Consider the following 18,395-nt stretch of genomic DNA (forward strand, 5'->3'; position numbering starts at 1 on the left):
GATCCGATCATGATCGTAAAGACTGCAATGCTGGGCGTGGTTGCCATGCTAGGCGCCGCTGGCGTCGTGTCCACCGGCTGGGCGCAGGGCGCGCCGCAGTCCGTGACCGAAGTGCGAGTCGATGTCGCCAAGGTCGAGGCCGGCTACCGCGCCTCGAAGATCATCGGAGCGACCGTCTACAACGGCAAGAAGGAAAAGATCGGCACCGTGGATGATCTGATCCTCGGCCCGCCCGATTGGGCGCCGTATGCGGTGTTGTCGGTGGGCGGGCTGCTTGGCGTCGGCAATCATCTTGTGACGGTTCCGCTGTCGAAGATGCAGGTCGCCGGCGACCAGTTCCAGCTGCCGGACGCTACGAAGGACACGCTCAAGGCGCTGCCCGAATTCAAGTACGCCAAGTAAACCGGCGCGGGGCAGCACGCTCCGCACCCCATGCCTGATCCACGCCCGCAGGAGGCCACATGCAGATCGAACCCGTCGACGAACCCCGCCGTTACGAATCGCCCTCGCGTTCTTCATTGGTTGCGCAGATCAAGGACATCGACGCCCGCAGGCCGGATTTTCCAGGCGAACACATCATCGTGTTTGGCGTGGGCGTGCTGCTGATGTTGTCCGGCATGCGCAGCCGCACGCTGTTGCGGCGCACCCTGGTCACCGCCGCCGGGACCGCCTTGATCGGCCGGGCGGCAAGCGGGACGGGCGGCATTGCCCGCGTCGCCCGCATCGTCAAGCGCCTGGGCTGATCACGCGCAGGAGACCGTCATGGCAGCAAGAACGATATGGAAAGGAGCGATTTCCTTCGGGCTGGTCCACATTCCCGTGGGCCTGCACACGGCCACGACGGAGTCCGGCGTGGACTTCGACTGGCTGGACAAGCGCTCGATGGACCCGGTTGGTTACAAGCGCATCAACAAGCGCACCGGCAAGGAAATCGACAAGGACAACATCGTGAAGGGCGTGGCGTACGAGGACGGCAAATACGTCATCGTGTCGCCCGAGGAGATAGCCGAGGCCTATCCTCGCACCACGCAGACCATCGAGATCCAGCAGTTCGTGGACGCCGGGGGCGTGTCGTTTGTTTATCTGGAGCGACCCTACTACGTCGCGCCCATCAACAAGGGCCACAAGGTGTACGCCTTGCTCCGGGACACGCTGGTCAAGACAGGAAAGATCGGCATCGCCAAGGTCGTGATCCAGACCAAGCAGCACCTGGCGGCGCTGATTCCGTCAGGCGACGCGTTGGTGCTGAACCTGATGCGCTGGGGCGACGAGGTGAAGTCGGTGGAAGGGCTGGATCTGCCCAAGGCCGGCGCCAAGAACATGACGCCCAGCGCCAGCGAGATGAAGATGGCGAAGATGCTGGTCGACGACATGTCCGGCGAATGGGATCCCGAACAGTACAAGGACGAGTTCAAGGCCGCCGTGATGGAGCTGGTGGAGCAGAAGGCGCGCGCGGGCGAGACCGAAACCGTCATCGAGCCGCAGGAAGCGTCGCCCGCGTATGCGGACAACGTCATTGACCTGACCGAGTTGCTTCAACGCAGCCTGAAGGGGGGCAAGGGCGGGTCCAAGGCGGCCAAGTCCGACGAAGGCGATGACAAGAAGGCAGCCAAGGCGCCGGCCAAGAAGACGGCGACCAAGTCGGCCAAGAGCGCAAGCAAGACGGCCAGCAAGTCGGCGAGCAAGGCGACGGGTAAAGCCGCCAGCAAGTCGAGTGACAAGAACACCGGCAAGACAACGAGCAAAACGCGTAAGGCGGCCTGACCATGGCTGACACGCTGAAGAAGTACCGCGAAAAGCGCAACTTCGAGATCACCTCGGAGCCCGCCGAGGGTGGCGAGGCCAACGAGGATGCCCGCGCCTTCGTCATCCAGAAGCACTGGGCAAGCCGGCTGCACTACGACTTCCGTCTGGAACTGGACGGGGCCATGAAGAGCTGGGCGGTGCCCAAGGGGCCGTGCTACGACCCGGCGGTCAAGCGCATGGCGGTCCAGGTCGAGGATCACCCCATTGCCTACAACCAGTTCGAGGGGCAGATTCCCGAAGGGCAGTACGGCGCCGGCAAGGTCATCATCTGGGACGAAGGCAAGTGGATGCCGGTGGGCGATCCGCGCAAGGGCTATCGCGACGGCCACTTGAAGTTCGACTTGCAGGGCATAAAGATGCAGGGCCGCTGGGCGCTGATCCGGCTGAAGGGCAAAGAGTCGGAGAAGCAGCCGCCCTGGCTGCTTATCAAGGACCGAGACGATTTCGCGCGGCCCGAGCGGGAATTCAGTGTGGTGGACGAAATGCCGGATAGCGTGGTGCCACTGCGCAAATCTGCGAAGGCCAAGCCGGCAGGCAAGGGCGGCGAGGCGACAGCCAAGCCGAATTCCGCAGCCAAGACGTCGCCTCCCGGAGCGAAATCCCGCGCCAACTCCAAAGCTTCCGCGGAGGCGGCGGCTGACGACCAATCCCAGGATCAGGACGACAACACCGCCGACGATCAGTCCGCGTTGCCCGGTGTAGCCGCCGACTTGCCCGCGCAACTGAAACCCCAGCTCGCCACGCTGGTGGACGGCGTGCCTCAGCATGCGCCGGACTGGCTGTACGAGATGAAATTCGACGGCTACCGGCTGGTCGTCCGGATCGAAGGCGACGATGTGCGGCTGTTTACGCGCAACGGCCACGACTGGAGCGCCAAAATGCCGCATCTGGTCGAGGCCATGCGCGCTTTGCCCGCCAAATGGGCGTGGATCGACGGCGAAATCGTGATGCTGGACCGCGAAGGCATTCCAAACTTCCAGTCGCTGCAAAACGCCTTCGACAACGATCGGACTCAGGACATCGTGTTCTACGCCTTCGATCTGCCGTTCATCGGGATGCGGGACCTGCGCCAGGAGCCGCTGGGCGTGCGGCGGGCGCTGTTGCAGCAACTGATGGACGCCGCCGAAGACGACCAGCTGCGATTCAGCGAGGCCCTTGAGGCCGCGCCGTCAGATCTGGTGGCAACCGCGTGCAGGATGGGTCTTGAGGGCATCATGGCCAAGCGCCTGTCGTCCCCGTACGTGTCCCGGCGCAGCGACACCTGGGTCAAGGTCAAGTGCGCTCGGCGTCAGGAGTTTGCGATCGTCGGCTATACGGCGCCCAAGGGCAGCCGGGCCGGGCTGGGCGCGCTGTTGCTGGCGGTCACCGAGCAGGACGGCAGCCTGCGCTATGCCGGCAAGGTTGGCACGGGGTTCGACGACGCAAGTCTGGTGTCCCTGCAAAAGCGCTTGGCGGCCATCGAGACGGACAAGAAGCCGGTCACGAATGCGCCCGCAGCGGGCGGCGTTCGCTGGGTCAAACCCGAACTGATCGCCGAAGTGTCGTTCGGCGAATGGACGAGCGGCGGCCACATCCGTCATTCCGTATTCCGGGGCCTGCGGCAGGACAAGCCGGTGAAGGCGATTTCCCGGGAGAAGGCGGTGCCGGTCGAGGACGTAGACGGCGACAAGGGCAACAGGAAATCCGCTTCGAAGGCGGCGCCTGCGGCCAGATCCGCAGCCAGATCGGCCACGGCATCTGCCGGCACGTCTTCCAAGGCATCTTCAAAGGCGCCCACACCCGACTCCGATGCCAAAGCCGCGCCCGGCGGCAAAACCAGCCGCGCCAAGGGCGGCAAGCTCACCAATCCGGACCGGGTCATCGACCCGTCCACCAAGCTCACCAAGCTGGATCTCGCGCGCTATTACGGCCTGATCGCGCCGCTGATGCTGGAGCATCTGAAGGGCCGGCCCGTGTCATTTCTGCGCGCGCCCGCCGGCATCCAGGGTGAATTCTTCTTCCAGAAGCATCTGGAAGCCGCGATGCCCGGCGTCAAACCGTTGCCCGCCAAGCTCGATCCGGATCATCCGCCGCTGCTCGAAGTCCCGACCGCAGAGGCCATCATGTCCGCCGTGCAGATGAACGTCGTCGAATTCCACACCTGGAACGCCGTCAAGACGTCCATCGACAAACCGGACCGCATGATGTTCGACCTGGACCCGGGCGAGGGCGTGCCATGGCCGACCATGCAACAGGCCGCCAATCTGGTGCGCGTGCTGCTGCAGGAGATCGGCCTTCAGGCCTGGCTGAAGACCAGCGGCGGCAAAGGGCTGCACGTGGTTGTGCCGCTACGCAAGCAATACGACTGGGACACGGTGAAGCGGTTTTCCCAGGCGATCGTGCAGCACCTGGCCCGGACGCTGCCGCAACTCTTCGTCGCCAAGAGCGGCCCGAAGAACCGCGTCGGCAAGATCTTTGCGGATTACCTGCGCAACGGGTTTGGGGCGACGACGGTATGCGCGTGGTCCGCGCGGGCGCGGCCCGGTCTGGGCATTTCGGTGCCGGTGACGTGGGACGAGCTGGACAAGCTCACCAGCGGCGCGCACTGGACCATTCAGGACATGCATTCCCGGCTGGATGCGGGCAACACGCCTTGGGACGACTACGCGCCGCAGTCGCTGACGGCCGCCATGTCGGCGATGGAGTTCGAACCATGATCAGAACGCGTCCACAGCCGTCCTGCCGGCCAGCCGCCATTGCAATTGGTTGCATTCCGCGCCGGGCGCGTTGGCACAATGCCCGGAGCAGGTTTTCCCTTGCGCAGCATGGATCTCCGAAGGAGCCTCCCTATGCCACCCCGCGTCGCCGCCTCAAGCGTGATGGACCACCCGGACGGGTATGGAATCGTCAGCCGCGTCCTGCATTGGCTCATGGCCGTGCTGCTGGCGTGGCAGTTCACCAGCGCGGCGTCGCGGCAGTTTCTGCCGGACACCCCGATCGAGGATTTCTTCTGGGCCTCGCATACCTCGCTTGGCTTGTTGCTGCTGATCCTGGTGCTTGTACGCGGCGCCTGGGCCATCGCCAACTTGGGCAAGCGGCCGGACAGCGGCCTGCTGGCGGGCTTCGGGCATCTTGTCCTGTACCTGATGATGATCGCCATCCCCACGCTGGCGCTGTTGCGCGCCTACGGGCGGGGCAGGGGATATTCTGCCTTCGGCATCCAGATCTTCAGCCCCCGCGACCAGGAGATCGAAGCCCTGGTCGAACTTGGCAACGCCTGGCATGGGCTGTTGGGCTGGACGTTGCTGGCGCTGGCCGTGGGCCACATCACGATGGCCTTCGTGCACCGCAGGGCGGATGGACGGCGGGTCTTGACTCACATGACCAAGGGATGACGGCCGGCGCGGCGGCGGTCACAGGAGGGAATCATGCAGCGCGATGAGCTCTTGGCACTGATGATCTCAGTTTCCGCACCCGCACCCCGTCTGGACGAGTGGGACCGGGTGCTATCCATCTACGCGGGATACCTGGAAGGCGTCGCGCCCAAGCTGTCTGAAAAGGAATTGGGCAACTTCATCGGCGCCGGCGCCATGTTCTACCGCACGCTGTGCCAGGCGGATTCCTATCGGCAGGAATCCGTTTGGGGGCGCCGCAAGAAGGAGAGTTAGTCCCGAAGGAGGGTTAGTCCTCGGATGCAAATATTTACATGGGCATGGGGCTTGCTGTCCTGCCGGCACGAAACTATTGATTCGTGCCAGGAAATGGCCAGCGAGAAGGACAGAACATGCTACGCAGACGGGTAAGACAGCCAATCCGCCGACATTCCATCACCCCAGCAGCGGCCTTTGCCGACGATTCGCCTTTGGCGGACGACGCAACCGAAGCACCACGGCCCGCCATCTGGGCGATCGGCGACGTGCATGGCTGTTGTCAGTCGCTGGACGCACTGCTGGCCAGTCCGGAGATCGCGGGCGACCCCAACTGCAGGTTCTGGTTCGTCGGCGACCTTGTCAATCGGGGGCCCTCAAACGCGGAGACGCTGCGCCGGGTCATGTCCCTGGGCGACCGCGCCACGGTGGTGCTGGGCAATCACGACCTGCGCGCCCTGGGCGTTGCAGCGGGATGTTTGCGGCCGGACGCCCGCGACACCCTCAGCGATCTGTTCGACGCGCCGGATGCAGATGTCCTGCTCGACTGGCTGCGCGCGCAGCCCCTGATCCATGTGCAGGACCGTCACGTCCTGGCGCACGCGGGGCTGTATCCCGGTTGGGACGTGCTGCAGGCGATGGCGCACGCCGGCGAGGTCGAGGCCATGCTGCGGGACAATGACTGGCGCCGTCACATGCGAACCCTCTTGGGAGCAGCGCCGCTCGCCTGGAACGCCAAGCTGGAAACGCAACTGCGTCTGCGCTTCATCGTCAGCGCGTTCACCCGCATGCGCCTATGCACTCGCAACGGGGCGTTGGCGCCCGGCGCCAAGTCCGCGCCGGGGCGCTGGCCCCGCGAGACCCTGCCTTGGTACAACCTGCCGCGACGCGCGGGCGCCGACAAGACCATCGTGTTCGGCCACTGGGCGACGCTGGGCCTGCTGGTGCGGTCGGACGCCGTGTGCCTGGACACGGGCTGTGTGACGGGCGGCCCGCTGACGGCCTATCGTCTTTCCGACCGAAAACTGGTACAGGTGGCGCGCGAGGCGCTCGCCCAGGTTGCCTGACCGCAGCCGGTCACGCGAACAGACGGTAAGCCACGCCCAAGCTGAAGAGCAGCGCCGTGCCGATGGCGTAGAACGCCAGCGACAGCCAGGCGCTCAGCGGCACGCGCGCCGGCGCGTCAGCGTCTGCGGGCAGGGCCGATTGCGGCGACGGCAGGACTTCTTCATTGGCGGCTTTGGGGCTGAAGCCCGGGCGGGCCACGGCGTCCGCGGTGCGGGCAACGGGCGCAATGCCCAGGGAGACAAGGCGGGTGCCGGCGGGAGTCGGCGTCAGAACGGGTTCCGGTGAGCTCATGGGAAGCCTCCGCAATGGGGTTGGGTAACGAAAGGCGAAACCCCTACAGCAAGCAGCGTGCCCAACCCTTGCCCGTCAGCCGGACGGTCCGATCACGGCCCACTTCCCGTCTCCTGCCCAAAACACTTACGATACGGCAGGCGCCGGGCGTTTTTCGCCGCGCTTGCCCGAATCGACTGACACGTGACGGCCGCATTTCAACCACGGAGCATTCATGAACGGTTACCCAGATACTCTTCTCCTGATCGACAACGAATGGCGCGAGGCCCGCGGCGGCGCGCGCATCGACGTCGTCAATCCCGCCACCGGCCAGAAGATCGGCCAGGTGGCCAGCGCCTCCCGCGAGGACCTGGACGCTGCGCTGGCGGCAGCGCAACGCGGCTTCGAGACGTGGCGCGATACCTCCGCCCACGAGCGTTGCGCGGTCATGCGCAAGGCCGCCGTCCTGCTGCGCGAGCGCGCGGACGACGTGGCACGCCTGCTGACGCAGGAACAGGGCAAGCCGCTCGCCGAAGCGCGTGGCGAAGTGCTGGCCGGCGCGGACATCATCGACTGGTTCGCCAACGAAGCGCTGCGCGTCTACGGCCGCATCGTGCCGTCGCGCAATCCCGCCGCCCAGCAATTGGTCATCAAGGAACCGGTCGGCCCTGTCGCCGCGTTCACGCCGTGGAACTTCCCGGTCAACCAGATCGTTCGCAAGCTGGGCGCCGCGCTTGCCACGGGCTGCTCCTTCCTGGTGAAGGCGCCTGAGGAAACCCCGGCCTCGCCGGCCGCGCTGCTCAACTGCTTTGTCGACGCCGGCATCCCGAAGGGCGTTCTGGGTCTGGTGTTTGGCTCGCCGGCCGAGATTTCCAGCTACCTGATCCCGCACCCGATCATCCGCAAGGTCACCTTCACGGGTTCCACGCCGGTCGGCAAGGAACTGGCCGCATTGGCCGGCCGCCACATGAAGCGCGTCACGATGGAGCTGGGCGGTCACGCCCCGGTGATCGTGGCGGAAGACGCCGATGTCGAACTGGCGGTCAAGGCGTCGGGCGGCGCCAAGTTCCGCAATGCCGGTCAGGTCTGCATCTCGCCGACCCGCTTCCTGGTGCACAAGAACGTCAAGGCCGCCTTCGAGCAGGCCTTCGTGGCCCATGCCGAAAAGCTCAAGCTGGGCGACGGCCTGACCGAAGGCACGACGCTCGGTCCGCTGGCCAACGACCGCCGTCTGGCCGCCATGGACAAGATCGTCAAGAACGCGGCCGAGAAGGGCGCGCGCGTGGCCACCGGTGGTCAGCGCGTGGGCAGCGCAGGCAATTTCTTTGCGCCGACCATCCTGACCGACGTGCCGCTCGAGGCCGATATTTTCAACGAAGAGCCGTTTGGTCCCATCGCGGCCATCCGCAGCTTCGAAAATCTGGACGAAGCCATCCGCGAAGCCAACCGCCTGCCGTTCGGCCTGGCCGCCTATGGTTTCACCCGCTCGATCAAGACGGTGCACGAGCTGTCGCGCCGCCTTGAAGTGGGCATGCTCTGGGTCAACCAGCCCGCGACGCCTTCGGCTGAGCTGCCGTTCGGCGGCGTGAAGGATTCCGGCTACGGTTCCGAGGGTGGTCCCGAGGCGCTCGAGGCGTACCTGGTCACCAAGGCCGTCTCGGTCGTGGGCGTCTAAGCCTGCTTCAGACCCCGCCTGACTAGAAACAGGCCGTATCCGGAACACAACCGGTTACGGCCTTTTCATTTGTGCCGTTGATTCGGGTTTTGAGCCGGATTTCTTGTCGGCGGCCATCCTTTGGATGTCTCTCGTCTGGGCGATTGGCGCGGTCGCCCGCATGCCGCAGAATCGGCGCTGCACCATCCGGCGCCTCGCGCGTTGCGATCTTTCGATCCTTTCGCCGTTCTTCATTTGACAGGGTCGCTTACGCACCGTTGCCGGTCGCGCCCGCCGCCCGCAAGTAAGGTCTCCCTGACCATGTCGCCCCGGAGATAGACGTTTCGATGTTTTCCATGCCGCCCCTCAAGACCCTTGCCCGGCACAAGTCCCACGCTGGCCCGGCCATGAACTGGCTGAAGGAACGCAAGCAGTTCGTCAAGGCGCTGCTGTCCAACCCGGCGGCGGTCGGGGCAGTGGCCCCTTCGAGCGCGGCGCTGGCCGCCGCCATCACGGAATCGATTCAGCCCCGAGCCGGTAAGGTCCTCGAACTGGGCTGCGGAACCGGCGTCTTCACCCGGGAGATGCTGCGCAAGGGGATTGCGCCGTCCAGCCTGGTCCTGGTGGAGCAGGACTCCGAAATGAGTTCCAGCCTGCGCAACCAGTTCCCGGAGGCAGCCGTCCTGCAGGTGCCGGCGCAGGAGCTGTCCCGGGACAGCCATCCGGAGCTTCACGGCATCAGCGCGGCCATCTGCGGTCTGCCGCTACGGAACATGAGCGGCGCGCATCACCATAAGCTGCTGACCGCCGTCTTCGAGGCGATGCCGCCGGGCGGGTCCATGCACTTTTTCACCTATGGGGTGAAGTGTCCGATCTCGGCACGGGTGCTTGAGGATTGCGGCCTGTACGCACGGCGGGTGCGCTTTGTTCCGATGAACCTGCCGCCAGCCTCGGTATACAGCCTGAGCCGGTTGCCCTGAGGGCAGGGCGGGCGCGCCGCGATCGAGGATCGGTTTGCGCGCCCGACGTGCCGTTTTCGGGCGGGGTCCGCTATGCCAGGAAGGTCAGCATGCCGTTGCTCAGGTCGTACATCGACCCGACGATCTTGATCTTTCCTTCCTTTTCCAGCCCGGCAAGAATCGGGCTGTTCTTGCGGATGGCCTCGACGGTGTGCAGCACATTCGTCCGCGCCACGGCGTCCACGAACTGGCCATTTTTGCCGTTCCGGTCTCCGGTGTACTTCGTCGCCTCGACCGCCGGTTTGATGACGTCCAGCAGGGCGGTCAGATGGCCTAGCTGAACGTTGTCGATTGCCCCGGCCACTGCGCCGCAGGCCGTGTGCCCCATCACCAGGATCACCTTGGCGCCCGCCGCCGCGCAGGCGAACTCCATGCTGCCCAGCAGATCGTTGTTGGAGATGTTGCCGGCGATGCGCCCGTTGAAGGTTTCGCCGATTCCCGTGTCCAGGATGATCTCGGCGGGGGCGCGCGAGTCGATGCAGCTCAGGATCACCGCCGCGGGAAACTGGCCAAGGGCGCTGGAACGCTTCTGCGCAAGATAGTCGTGCTTCTGAGGCTTGCCCGCCCGAAAGCGCGCGTTGCCCCGTTTCATCATGTCAATCACCTGGTCCGGCGTCATCGCGTCGCGCTGCGCCTGCGTCAGTGATGCGGCTGGCGCGTCGCCGGGCGCGAACGCCAGGCCAGCCATCGCCGCCGCGCCAACGCTGGCCTTCAACCAGCCGCGCCGTCCCAGGTCCAGAGGGTGCCCAGCCATGCAACAATCCTTGATCGCTTCCATGAGGTGTCCCCTATAAGCAGCCCACAACGATAGACCGCGGGACGCGGCTATTCGATGATGGGCCGGCCACACATGCCGTTTTTGCGGCGAGAGACATTCTGTTCCTGTTTGCGGCGGTGAACAATGGCGCCTGCACGCGGCCCTGTTTTTCTTGTTTTCGCGCCGGATGAGTGGCATAGTTTTCCGCACGACGGGCCCCAGGGTGGCTTCGGGGCGGTTCGACAACGAATACGAAAGGTGCCTCATGCGTTACCTGTACATCGTATTGATCGTGTTGCTCACGGCAATGGTTTTGTCGTTCAAGATCCAGAACTTCGAATCCGTCACGCTGACGCTCTGGACCTCCACCTTCACTCTGCCGGCGTCGGTTCTCGTCATCGGCGTCTACATCCTGGGCATGCTCACAGGCGGCTTTCTGCTCAGCCTGCTGCGTTCCGCCTTCCGAGGGGCAACCGGCCGTCCCGCCGGGCCCACACCCTGACGATTCCCCAAGCGCCACCCGGCTTGCCGCCGTGCGCGCGCAGTCAGGGCGCGAACGCGTACTTAGGAGCAATCCCGATGAAAAGGCTATTCCTTGTCCTGACCACGTGCGTGCTGGCCGGCTGCGCCGGCACGGTCGCAACGAAGAACGACCTGGCAAAGTACGGCACGCCGCCCAGCGATGACGACCTGTACCAGTACATGTCGTCGCTGCGCGACACCATGCCGCCGACCCGGTATGTCAGTTATCGCGACAAGGGGTACGCGGAATCCGTGAAAAAGACCACGGTCATAGCGGAGGGCGGCAAACCGGTGTCCGCCTGGCAGTACGACTTCGAAGTCGCCGGCTACGATCAGCCAGGCCCCGAGCAGCCGCAGTGGACCGCGCGGCGCGTCGTGTTCTTCAATGGCCGCGCGATAGGCGGTTTCGATGCGAATGGGAAGTTCATGCGCACGAGCGCCCAGCCGCCAGCAGCGGCCGCGCCCGCACCCACGCCGGCGCAGCCGCGCTAGGCCTCGGCATTCCCCATTGCGCCGTTCCGGAGAACCCATCATGCAAAAGCCTCAGCAGGCCGCCCCGCGTCGCCCCCTGACCCTTATCGCCGCAAGCGGCATTCTTGGTCTGGCAACCGTCCTTGCCGGTTGCGCCAACCCGTCCGCGTCCTCCCGCGTCTACACCTTCGACCAGGCGCAACGCGCCCAGACCGTCACCCTGGGCTACGTCATCGGCGTGCGGCCCGTCACCATCCAGGCCGCCCAGACCTCGGGCCTGGGCGTCATCGCCGGCGGCGCGCTGGGCGCCGTGACGGGCAGCGCCGTGGGCGGCGGTTCGGGGCGCCGTATCACCACCGTCGGCGGCGCGGTTGGCGGCGCCATGGCAGGCAACGCCATCGAAAACGCCAGCGCCCGCCGGGCAGGGCTGGAAATCACCGTGCGCCTGGATTCGGGCGACGTGCGCGTCATCACGCAGGAAGCAGACGTGCCGATTTCGACCGGCCAACGCGTTCAGATCGTGACGCAGGGCGGCGTGAGCCGCGTGGGCGGGATTTGACGACGATGTAGTGCGTTTCATACCGTGATTGCCGCTGGATGCGGAGATTAGGTGGCTTATTCTCCGCAAATTTTGCGGAGAATAAGCCGCTCGAAGCTGACCGCCACCAAATGGGCCGCCATCGCCAAATGTTCGCCCGATACGGCACTGCGGGACATCACCGATCTCCTGAATCGGAACATGCTCCGCAAAGCGGCCGCGGGCGGACGCAGCACGAGCTACGAACTACCGGATTGACGTCCCGCCGCCAGGCTTAAGATTCGCTTCATCCTGTCGCGTATAGTCAGCGCATGCGTATCCTACTGGCCGAAGACGATGTATCCCTGGGCGAGTCGATCGAATCGTGGCTGGAGCTGGACGGCTACGTCGTCGACCGCGTCACGCGCGGCGATCTTGCCGAGACCGCGCTTGCCACGCACGACTATCACTGCGTGCTGATCGACCGCGGGCTGCCCGGCATGACGGGTGACGACCTGCTTCGGCGGTTGCGCGCGCGGCGCGACAACGTGCCGGCCATCATGATCACCGCGCGCGACGCGGTCCCCGACCGCATCGAAGGCCTGGATCTGGGTGCGGACGACTATCTGGTCAAACCGTTCGATCTGGAGGAGCTGTCCGCCCGCATCCGCGCCGCCTTGCGCCGCCGCGACGGCAACGCCACGCCGGCGCTGGAACACGGCGGTGTCTCGCTCGACGTGGCCGCCAAGCAGGTCCGTTACCACGGCGCGCAAGTGGAGCTGACGGCGCGGGAGTTCGCCATCCTGCACGCGCTCATCCGCCATCCAGGCCACATCGTGTCCCGCGCGCAACTCGAAGAAGCCCTGTACGGCTGGGGCGACGAAGTCGAAAGCAACACGATCGAAGTGCACATCTACAACCTGCGGCGCAAGCTGGCGGCCGACCTTATCAAGACGGTGCGGCGCCAGGGTTATCGCCTGGCCGACTGACATGCGCTGGCGCAAGAAGACATCCAGGACTCCATCCAACGCCGCGTCGAAGGCCCCGCGCGGCTATTCGCTGCGGCGGCGCCTGATCGGCACGACACTCGGCTCCAGCATCCTGGTCGGACTGGTCAGCACCCTCATCGTGCTGGCCATCGCTCGCAAGGAGGTCAACGACGCCTACGACGACTGGCTGGAAGAGGGCGCGCGGCTGGTGCTGGCGCTGGGCGAAGGCAGCATCGGCCGCGTGGCTGGCGAGCGCTCCCCAGCGGACACGCAACCCGCGCTGCGGCTGGACTACCAGCTGGTGTCGCGCACGGGAGAAGTGCTGCTGCGCGGCGAAGACGCGCCCACGCGGCCGTTCGTGGACCCCGAGCGCCGCGGCGACCGCTATTACGACGTGCGCGCCGACGGCGAGGACTGGCGCGTGTATGTCCGCCATCACGACACGCTGGGGTTTTCGGCACAGGTCGGTCAAGAGATGGACGAACGCACCGATCTGATCTGGGACATGCTCGAATCGCTGGCGTGGCCGCTGGTGGGCCTGTGGGTCCTGTTGGGGCTGATCAACTGGTTTCTGATCTGGCGGCTGCTCAAGCCGCTTGCGCGCATGACGCGCGGCATCGAGGGCAAATCGCCAAAGGACCTGTCGCCCGTGGCCGAGGAGAGCAGGGCGTATGAAGTCCAGTCGATCACGGCGGCGCTGAACCGTCTGCTGGGCCGGCTGGATCATGCGCTGGAAGCCGAGCGGCGCTTCACCGCGGATGCCGCCCACGAACTGCGCACGCCGCTCGCGGCGCTGGCGTCGCGGATCCAGGTGCTGCAACGCAGCCATCCCGCTGAACAGGCGCCGGCGCTTGCCGCCCAGTTGCAACGCCTGCGCGCCGACATGATGCGCACGACCAGCCTGGTCGAAAACCTGCTGCAGCTGGCGCGCCTGGACCCGCAATCGGCCGATGCCATGCCCCGCGAGCGCGTTGATGTGCCCAGCCTGCTGCAGGACGCCGCCGACGCTTGCGCGCCCACGGCGGCGGCGCTGGGCACTACGATAACGATCGATGCGCGCGAGACGGCACTGGCCGGCAACCGCGATGCGCTCTTTACCGCTTTGCGCAACCTGATCCATAACGCGGTGTCGTACGGCCGCCAAGGCGGCCAGGTGCGCGTCGCCGCCGAACGCGCGGGTCAATACGTGGCGCTCAGTGTGAAGGACGACGGCCCGGGCGTGGCCCCGGCCGATCTCGAGCGCTTGACGCAGCGCTTCTATCGCGTGCTGGGCACCAATGTGCCGGGAAATGGCCTTGGCCTGTCCATCGTCGCGCGCGTGGCAGACATGCACCGCGGACAATTGCAGTTCGGGCCGGGGCTGGACGGCCGGGGGCTGGGTGTGACGCTACTTGTGCCCATCGATACGAAGGCGTGACAACATCACGGTCGCATTCGTGCCCAAAGCTAAGGTCTGCTTCATCTTCGGGGCGTCAAATGGCGCCATGTTCAACAACGAAGCGCAATCCGCGCAAGGAGCTGCACTATGACCCAGACTACCCGTCGTTCCACGTTCATCCGCACCTTCCTGGCCAGCACTGTGCTGGCCGGCGCCGCCGTGGCAGGCGTGGCGCACGCGCAGGGCTACACGGGCCCCAGCACCGGCAAGCCGGCGGCGCAGGGCTATAGCGGCCCCAGCACGGTGGCCGTCACCACGGTCAAGGAATTGCTGGCCAACGGCCGCGATGACCAGAACGCCATCCTGCGTGGCCGGATCGTCTCGCACGACGGCGACGATCACTACACCTTTGACGACGGCACGGGTCAGATCCGCGTCGAAATCGACAACGACGACTTCCCCGCCGGCCAGAAGATCGACGACAAGACCCGGGTCGAACTGCGCGGCGAACTGGACCGCGATCGCAACAACGTCGAATTCGATGTGGACAGCGTCCGCGTGATGTAAAGAGCGTGCGGCGGGCGCATACGGTATTCTGTCGGCCTCAAGTCGATACCCGTACCTGTTTGTCGTGAACCCCGTAACGCCCCCCGCCGCGGTCCAGCTGCCCGAAGCCACCATCCGCGCCACCGTCCGGTTGCCCATCCGTCTTGCCGACGGCTCCGAGGCACAGGCGTTGGCGTACAGCTTTCACGGCCTGGCCGACGCTCGCGACCATCTCGCCCTCAAATTCGGGCAACCCGGCCCGCAGCCGCTTGTCCGCCTGCATTCCGAGTGCATGACCGGCGACGTCTTCGGATCGTTGCGCTGCGACTGCGGCCCGCAACTGCAGGAAGCGTTGCGCCTCATGAGCCAGGAGGGCGGCTACCTGCTGTACCTGCGCCAGGAAGGGCGGGGCATCGGCCTGTATTCCAAGATCGACGCGTACCGGCTGCAGGAATTGGGCTACGACACCTACACCGCCAATCTGGAACTGGGCCACGGCCTGGACGACCGCGACTACACGCCGGCGGCGCAGATGCTGCGGGCGATGGGCGTCGATGATCTGGAACTGCTGACCAACAATCCCGACAAGCGCACGCAGTTGGAACGCATGGGCATCCGGGTCAGCGGTTGCCGCCTGACAGGGGTTTATCCGAACGAACACAACAAGGGCTATCTGCTGGCCAAGGCGCTGCGCACGCAGCACCGGATCGAGCTCGGCCAGACCGAGGAGTGATGGCCCGCAAGTCCGCTAGCCGCCCCCCGGGGCGGCTTTGCTTTTCCCGAATGTAAGGACAAACCCTTATACTCTGGACCGGTCGATGGGCCGCATTGCCGGCTGCATGGCCGTATCGTGTTTTGGAATTCCCTATGAATCAACAACATAAAGACCTGTCCGCGCTCGCAAAAGCGTGGCTGTTTGTGCTGGGCGCGTGCATTCTGGCCGCCGGGCTCTTTTTCGGTTATCACGGCGCTCGCCTGGTGGCCCTGAATGGAAGCTGGTATTTCGTGGTGTGCGGCGTCGTGCTTGCCGTCTCCGGCATTCAGATCGCCCGCCGCCGCCCCAATGGCGGCCTGCTTTTCGCGCTGGCGCTGGTCGGCACCGCGATCTGGGCGGTCATCGACGTGGGCCTGCAATTCTGGCCGCTCGTCTCCCGCGTGCTGGTGTTCGTGGGCTTCGGCATCCTGGTCGCGCTGTCGCAGCCGCTGCTGCGCCGCGCGCAGAAGCTGCCCGCCAACCCGGCGCCGTCCCGCATGGCGGCCGCCGTGCTGGCGCTGGCCTTTATCGCGACCGTGGCCGGCATGTTCGTGCCGCACGCGCCCGTGTCGCAGGGCGAGACCCTGGCGCTCAAGCCCGTCGCACCCGGCCAGGAACAGAAGGACTGGGCGCACTACGGCAACACCGCCGGCGGCACCCGCTTTGCGGCGCTGGACCAGATCACGCGCGACAACGTGAAGGACCTTGAGGTTGCCTGGACCTACCGCACGGGCGACACCCCCGTCAGCCCCGGTGGCGGCGGCGCCGAAGACCAGCAGACCCCGCTGCAGATCGGCAACCGCGTGTTCCTGTGCACCCCGCACAACAACGTGATTGCGCTGGACGCCACCACGGGTAAGGAACTCTGGAAGGTCGAGATCAACGCCAAGCAGAAGAAGTGGATGCGTTGCCGCGGCCTGGCCTATTTCGATATCGATGCGCCGCTTGAGCAGCCGACCGTCGAAGGCGCGACGCCGGTCAAGGCCGTGAGCCTCACCGCCGGCGCCGCCTGCCGCCGCCGCATCCTGATGAACAGCGTGACGCCCGAGCTGATCGCACTGGACGCCGACACCGGCGCCTTCTGCGCCGACTTCGGCAACCAAGGCCGCGTGGACCTGCGCGCCGGCATGGGCAAGGGCGCCGACAAGGGCGAGTATTACCCGACCTCGGCCCCGACGCTGGCCGGCACGACCATCGTCATCGGCGGCCGCGTGGCGGACAACGTCAGCACCGACATGCCTGGCGGCGTGGTACGCGGTTTCGACGTGGTGACCGGCGAGCTGCGTTGGGCCTTCGATCCGGGCAACCCGGAAGACCAGGCCGCGCCCGCCGACGGCCAGACCTACGTACGCTCGACCCCGAACGTGTGGGCGCCGATGTCGTATGACGCCCAATCGAACACCGTCTTCATGCCGGTTGGCAGCGCCGCGGTGGACCTGTGGGGCGTGAAGCACACCGCGCTTGACCGCAAGTACGGCGCTTCCGTGCTGGCCGTCGATGCCAGCACCGGCCGCGAGAAGTGGGTCTACCAGACCGTGCATGACGACCTGTGGGACTTCGACGTCCCGATGCAGCCGTCCTTTGCCGACTTCCCCGTCGACGGCAAGACCGTGCCCGCGCTGGTGTTCGGCACCAAGGCCGGCCAGATCTTCGTGCTGGATCGTCAGACCGGCAAGCCGCTCACCCGCGTCGAAGAACGCAAGGTGCCGGCCGGCAACATCCCCGGCGAAACCTACTCGCCGACCCAGCCGTTCTCCGTCGGCATGCCTTCGATCGGCGCGAACGACATGAAGGAATCGGACATGTGGGGCGCCACGCCGTTCGATCAGCTGCTGTGCCGCATCCACTTCAAGTCCAAGCGCTACACGGGCCTGTTCACGCCGCCTGGCACGGATCCGTCGTTGAACCTGCCCGGCTCGCTCGGCGGCATGAACTGGGGCGGCATCTCGATCGACCCGGTGAACGGCTACCTGTTCATCAATGACATGCGCGTCGGCCTGGAAGTGCAATTGGTCGAAGCCGGCGCCAACGCCAAGAAGAGCGACGGCAATGAAGCCGCCGCCATCCAGGGCCCCGTGGCGCTGTCGGGCACGCCCTACGCGATCAACGCCAAGGTGCGCTTCATGTCGCCGCTGGAGATCCCGTGCCAGGCGCCGCCGTTCGGTACGCTGACCGCCGTGGACCTGAAGACGCAGAAGATGGTCTGGCAGGTGCCGGTCGGCACCGTGCAGGACACCGGTCCCTTCGGCGTCAAGCTGGGTCTGCCGATTCCGATCGGCATGCCCACCATCGGCGGCACGCTCGCCACGCAGGGCGGCTTGGTATTCATCGCCGCCACGCAGGACTACTACCTGCGCGCGTATGACGCCGGCACGGGCAAGGAAGTGTGGAAGGTCCGCCTGCCGGTCGGCAGCCAGGGCACTCCCATCAGCTACAAGTCGACCGCCGATGGCAAGCAGTACATCGTCATCTCGGCCGGCGGCGCCCGCAACTCGCCTGACCGTGGCGATTATGTGATCGCGTACGCGTTGCCGGGCAAGGTCTGAGCCGGGCGGTAGCGTAAAGGGCAGGGCAGCGTGAGCCACGCCCCAGCCCACCACACCTGAAAGCATGAAGCCGCCCTCCGGGGCGGCTTCGTTGCGTTTGGGTCCGGTTGTTAACGAGGCGCGTGCTGATTATGGCCAAGGCAGGCCGGGCAGATGACGGCGACGCCGTAATACTGCTTAGCCGCTGTGCCGATGCTTGCCGGTCTTGATGAACAGGTCCGAGAAACTCTCCCAGTCCTGCAGGTACACGAACATCTCGCCGTCATCGCCTTCACACAGCGCGGATCCCCGGCTGCTTTCCTCCCAGAAGGAGAAGAATGGAAGGCGGCGAATATCGTCCAGGCGCACCAGACGGTCTTTCACGATGGGCAGCCCAAAGTAGGTTGTGGTCATATGCCGAGCCTCGATGTTGCGACAGGGAGGAAAAATCTTACCGGCGAAAGTGAACAGCCAAGAAGAGCTAAAGAAGGTA

General features: G+C 65.7%; 20 protein-coding genes and 1 pseudogene. 18 read left to right on the plus strand and 3 right to left on the minus strand.

What is annotated here, in order from left to right:
* Positions 1 to 9: 9 nt before the first annotated feature.
* The 7 genes from B2W22_RS04505 (at position 10) to B2W22_RS04535 (ending at position 6,499) form a co-directional block, all read left to right on the plus strand.
* Positions 10 to 402, plus strand: coding sequence for a PRC-barrel domain-containing protein (locus B2W22_RS04505; protein WP_286936355.1), 393 nt, complete (start codon positions 10 to 12; stop codon positions 400 to 402).
* Positions 403 to 461: 59 nt separating this feature from the next.
* A complete protein-coding gene (locus tag B2W22_RS04510; RefSeq protein WP_239213693.1) occupies positions 462 to 743 on the plus strand; it encodes a hypothetical protein in 282 nt (93 codons plus the stop codon).
* 19 nt (positions 744 to 762) lie between these two features.
* Positions 763 to 1,764, plus strand: a complete 1,002-nt coding sequence (locus tag B2W22_RS04515) for a Ku protein (RefSeq protein WP_175185245.1) — start codon at positions 763 to 765, stop codon at positions 1,762 to 1,764.
* A gap of 2 nt (positions 1,765 to 1,766) precedes the next feature.
* A complete protein-coding gene (ligD, locus tag B2W22_RS04520; RefSeq protein ID WP_286936357.1) occupies positions 1,767 to 4,502 on the plus strand; it encodes a DNA ligase D in 2,736 nt (911 codons plus the stop codon).
* Between the two features lie 132 nt (positions 4,503 to 4,634).
* Entirely contained in the window at positions 4,635 to 5,180 is a 546-nt protein-coding gene (locus B2W22_RS04525; RefSeq protein ID WP_286936359.1) for a cytochrome b, read from the plus strand.
* Between the two features lie 33 nt (positions 5,181 to 5,213).
* Positions 5,214 to 5,453, plus strand: coding sequence for a DNA-3-methyladenine glycosylase (locus tag B2W22_RS04530; protein WP_286936361.1), 240 nt, complete (start codon positions 5,214 to 5,216; stop codon positions 5,451 to 5,453).
* A 194-nt stretch (positions 5,454 to 5,647) separates the two neighbouring features.
* Complete coding sequence (locus B2W22_RS04535) at positions 5,648 to 6,499, plus strand: symmetrical bis(5'-nucleosyl)-tetraphosphatase (RefSeq protein ID WP_286936363.1); 852 nt, start codon at positions 5,648 to 5,650, stop codon at positions 6,497 to 6,499.
* Between the two features lie 10 nt (positions 6,500 to 6,509).
* Here B2W22_RS04535 and B2W22_RS04540 read toward each other — a convergent pair whose 3' ends face one another.
* Entirely contained in the window at positions 6,510 to 6,791 is a 282-nt protein-coding gene (locus B2W22_RS04540; RefSeq protein ID WP_175136475.1) for a hypothetical protein, read from the minus strand.
* A gap of 214 nt (positions 6,792 to 7,005) precedes the next feature.
* On the opposite strand from B2W22_RS04540, the gene B2W22_RS04545 reads away from it, so the two are divergent.
* On the plus strand, positions 7,006 to 8,445 hold the full coding sequence (locus tag B2W22_RS04545) for an NAD-dependent succinate-semialdehyde dehydrogenase (protein WP_175121493.1): 1,440 nt from the start codon (positions 7,006 to 7,008) through the stop codon (positions 8,443 to 8,445).
* Between the two features lie 386 nt (positions 8,446 to 8,831).
* Positions 8,832 to 9,404, plus strand: a complete 573-nt coding sequence (locus tag B2W22_RS04550) for a class I SAM-dependent methyltransferase (protein ID WP_286936365.1) — start codon at positions 8,832 to 8,834, stop codon at positions 9,402 to 9,404.
* A gap of 70 nt (positions 9,405 to 9,474) precedes the next feature.
* Here B2W22_RS04550 and B2W22_RS04555 read toward each other — a convergent pair whose 3' ends face one another.
* Entirely contained in the window at positions 9,475 to 10,197 is a 723-nt protein-coding gene (locus B2W22_RS04555) for a carbonic anhydrase family protein (protein ID WP_175121495.1), read from the minus strand.
* A 268-nt stretch (positions 10,198 to 10,465) separates the two neighbouring features.
* Between B2W22_RS04555 and B2W22_RS04560 the strand changes: the two genes are divergently transcribed.
* The 9 genes and pseudogenes from B2W22_RS04560 to B2W22_RS04600 all read left to right on the plus strand — a co-directional run bounded on the left by B2W22_RS04560 (position 10,466) and on the right by B2W22_RS04600 (position 17,923).
* On the plus strand, positions 10,466 to 10,702 hold the full coding sequence (locus B2W22_RS04560; RefSeq protein WP_175121496.1) for a lipopolysaccharide assembly protein LapA domain-containing protein: 237 nt from the start codon (positions 10,466 to 10,468) through the stop codon (positions 10,700 to 10,702).
* Positions 10,703 to 10,779: 77 nt separating this feature from the next.
* Positions 10,780 to 11,214 (plus strand): hypothetical protein, encoded by a 435-nt coding sequence (locus tag B2W22_RS04565; protein ID WP_286936368.1) that lies wholly within the window; start codon positions 10,780 to 10,782, stop codon positions 11,212 to 11,214.
* A 40-nt stretch (positions 11,215 to 11,254) separates the two neighbouring features.
* On the plus strand, positions 11,255 to 11,752 hold the full coding sequence (locus B2W22_RS04570; protein WP_175121498.1) for a glycine zipper 2TM domain-containing protein: 498 nt from the start codon (positions 11,255 to 11,257) through the stop codon (positions 11,750 to 11,752).
* A gap of 93 nt (positions 11,753 to 11,845) precedes the next feature.
* Positions 11,846 to 11,989: pseudogene (locus tag B2W22_RS04575) on the plus strand (DUF4172 domain-containing protein); the annotation flags it as partial.
* A gap of 53 nt (positions 11,990 to 12,042) precedes the next feature.
* Positions 12,043 to 12,699 carry a response regulator transcription factor gene (locus B2W22_RS04580; RefSeq protein ID WP_191577181.1) on the plus strand — a complete coding sequence of 219 codons (657 nt, stop codon included), beginning with the start codon at positions 12,043 to 12,045 and terminating at the stop codon, positions 12,697 to 12,699.
* Between the two features lies 1 nt (position 12,700).
* A complete protein-coding gene (locus tag B2W22_RS04585; protein ID WP_286936371.1) occupies positions 12,701 to 14,116 on the plus strand; it encodes an ATP-binding protein in 1,416 nt (471 codons plus the stop codon).
* A gap of 108 nt (positions 14,117 to 14,224) precedes the next feature.
* On the plus strand, positions 14,225 to 14,644 hold the full coding sequence (locus B2W22_RS04590) for a YgiW/YdeI family stress tolerance OB fold protein (RefSeq protein WP_175121501.1): 420 nt from the start codon (positions 14,225 to 14,227) through the stop codon (positions 14,642 to 14,644).
* A 130-nt stretch (positions 14,645 to 14,774) separates the two neighbouring features.
* Positions 14,775 to 15,356 (plus strand): GTP cyclohydrolase II RibA, encoded by a 582-nt coding sequence (gene ribA / locus B2W22_RS04595; protein WP_255595902.1) that lies wholly within the window; start codon positions 14,775 to 14,777, stop codon positions 15,354 to 15,356.
* Between the two features lie 134 nt (positions 15,357 to 15,490).
* Entirely contained in the window at positions 15,491 to 17,923 is a 2,433-nt protein-coding gene (locus B2W22_RS04600) for a membrane-bound PQQ-dependent dehydrogenase, glucose/quinate/shikimate family (RefSeq protein WP_286936373.1), read from the plus strand.
* Between the two features lie 177 nt (positions 17,924 to 18,100).
* On the opposite strand, the gene B2W22_RS04605 is transcribed toward B2W22_RS04600, so the two are convergent.
* The gene (locus B2W22_RS04605) at positions 18,101 to 18,316 is read right to left on the minus strand and encodes a hypothetical protein (protein WP_175121503.1); all 216 of its coding nucleotides are present in this window, start codon (positions 18,314 to 18,316) and stop codon (positions 18,101 to 18,103) included.
* Positions 18,317 to 18,395 lie beyond the last annotated feature (79 nt).

This window comes from Achromobacter sp. UBA4530, from assembly GCF_002388205.1.
Taxonomy (GTDB): domain Bacteria; phylum Pseudomonadota; class Gammaproteobacteria; order Burkholderiales; family Burkholderiaceae_B; genus Achromobacter; species Achromobacter animicus.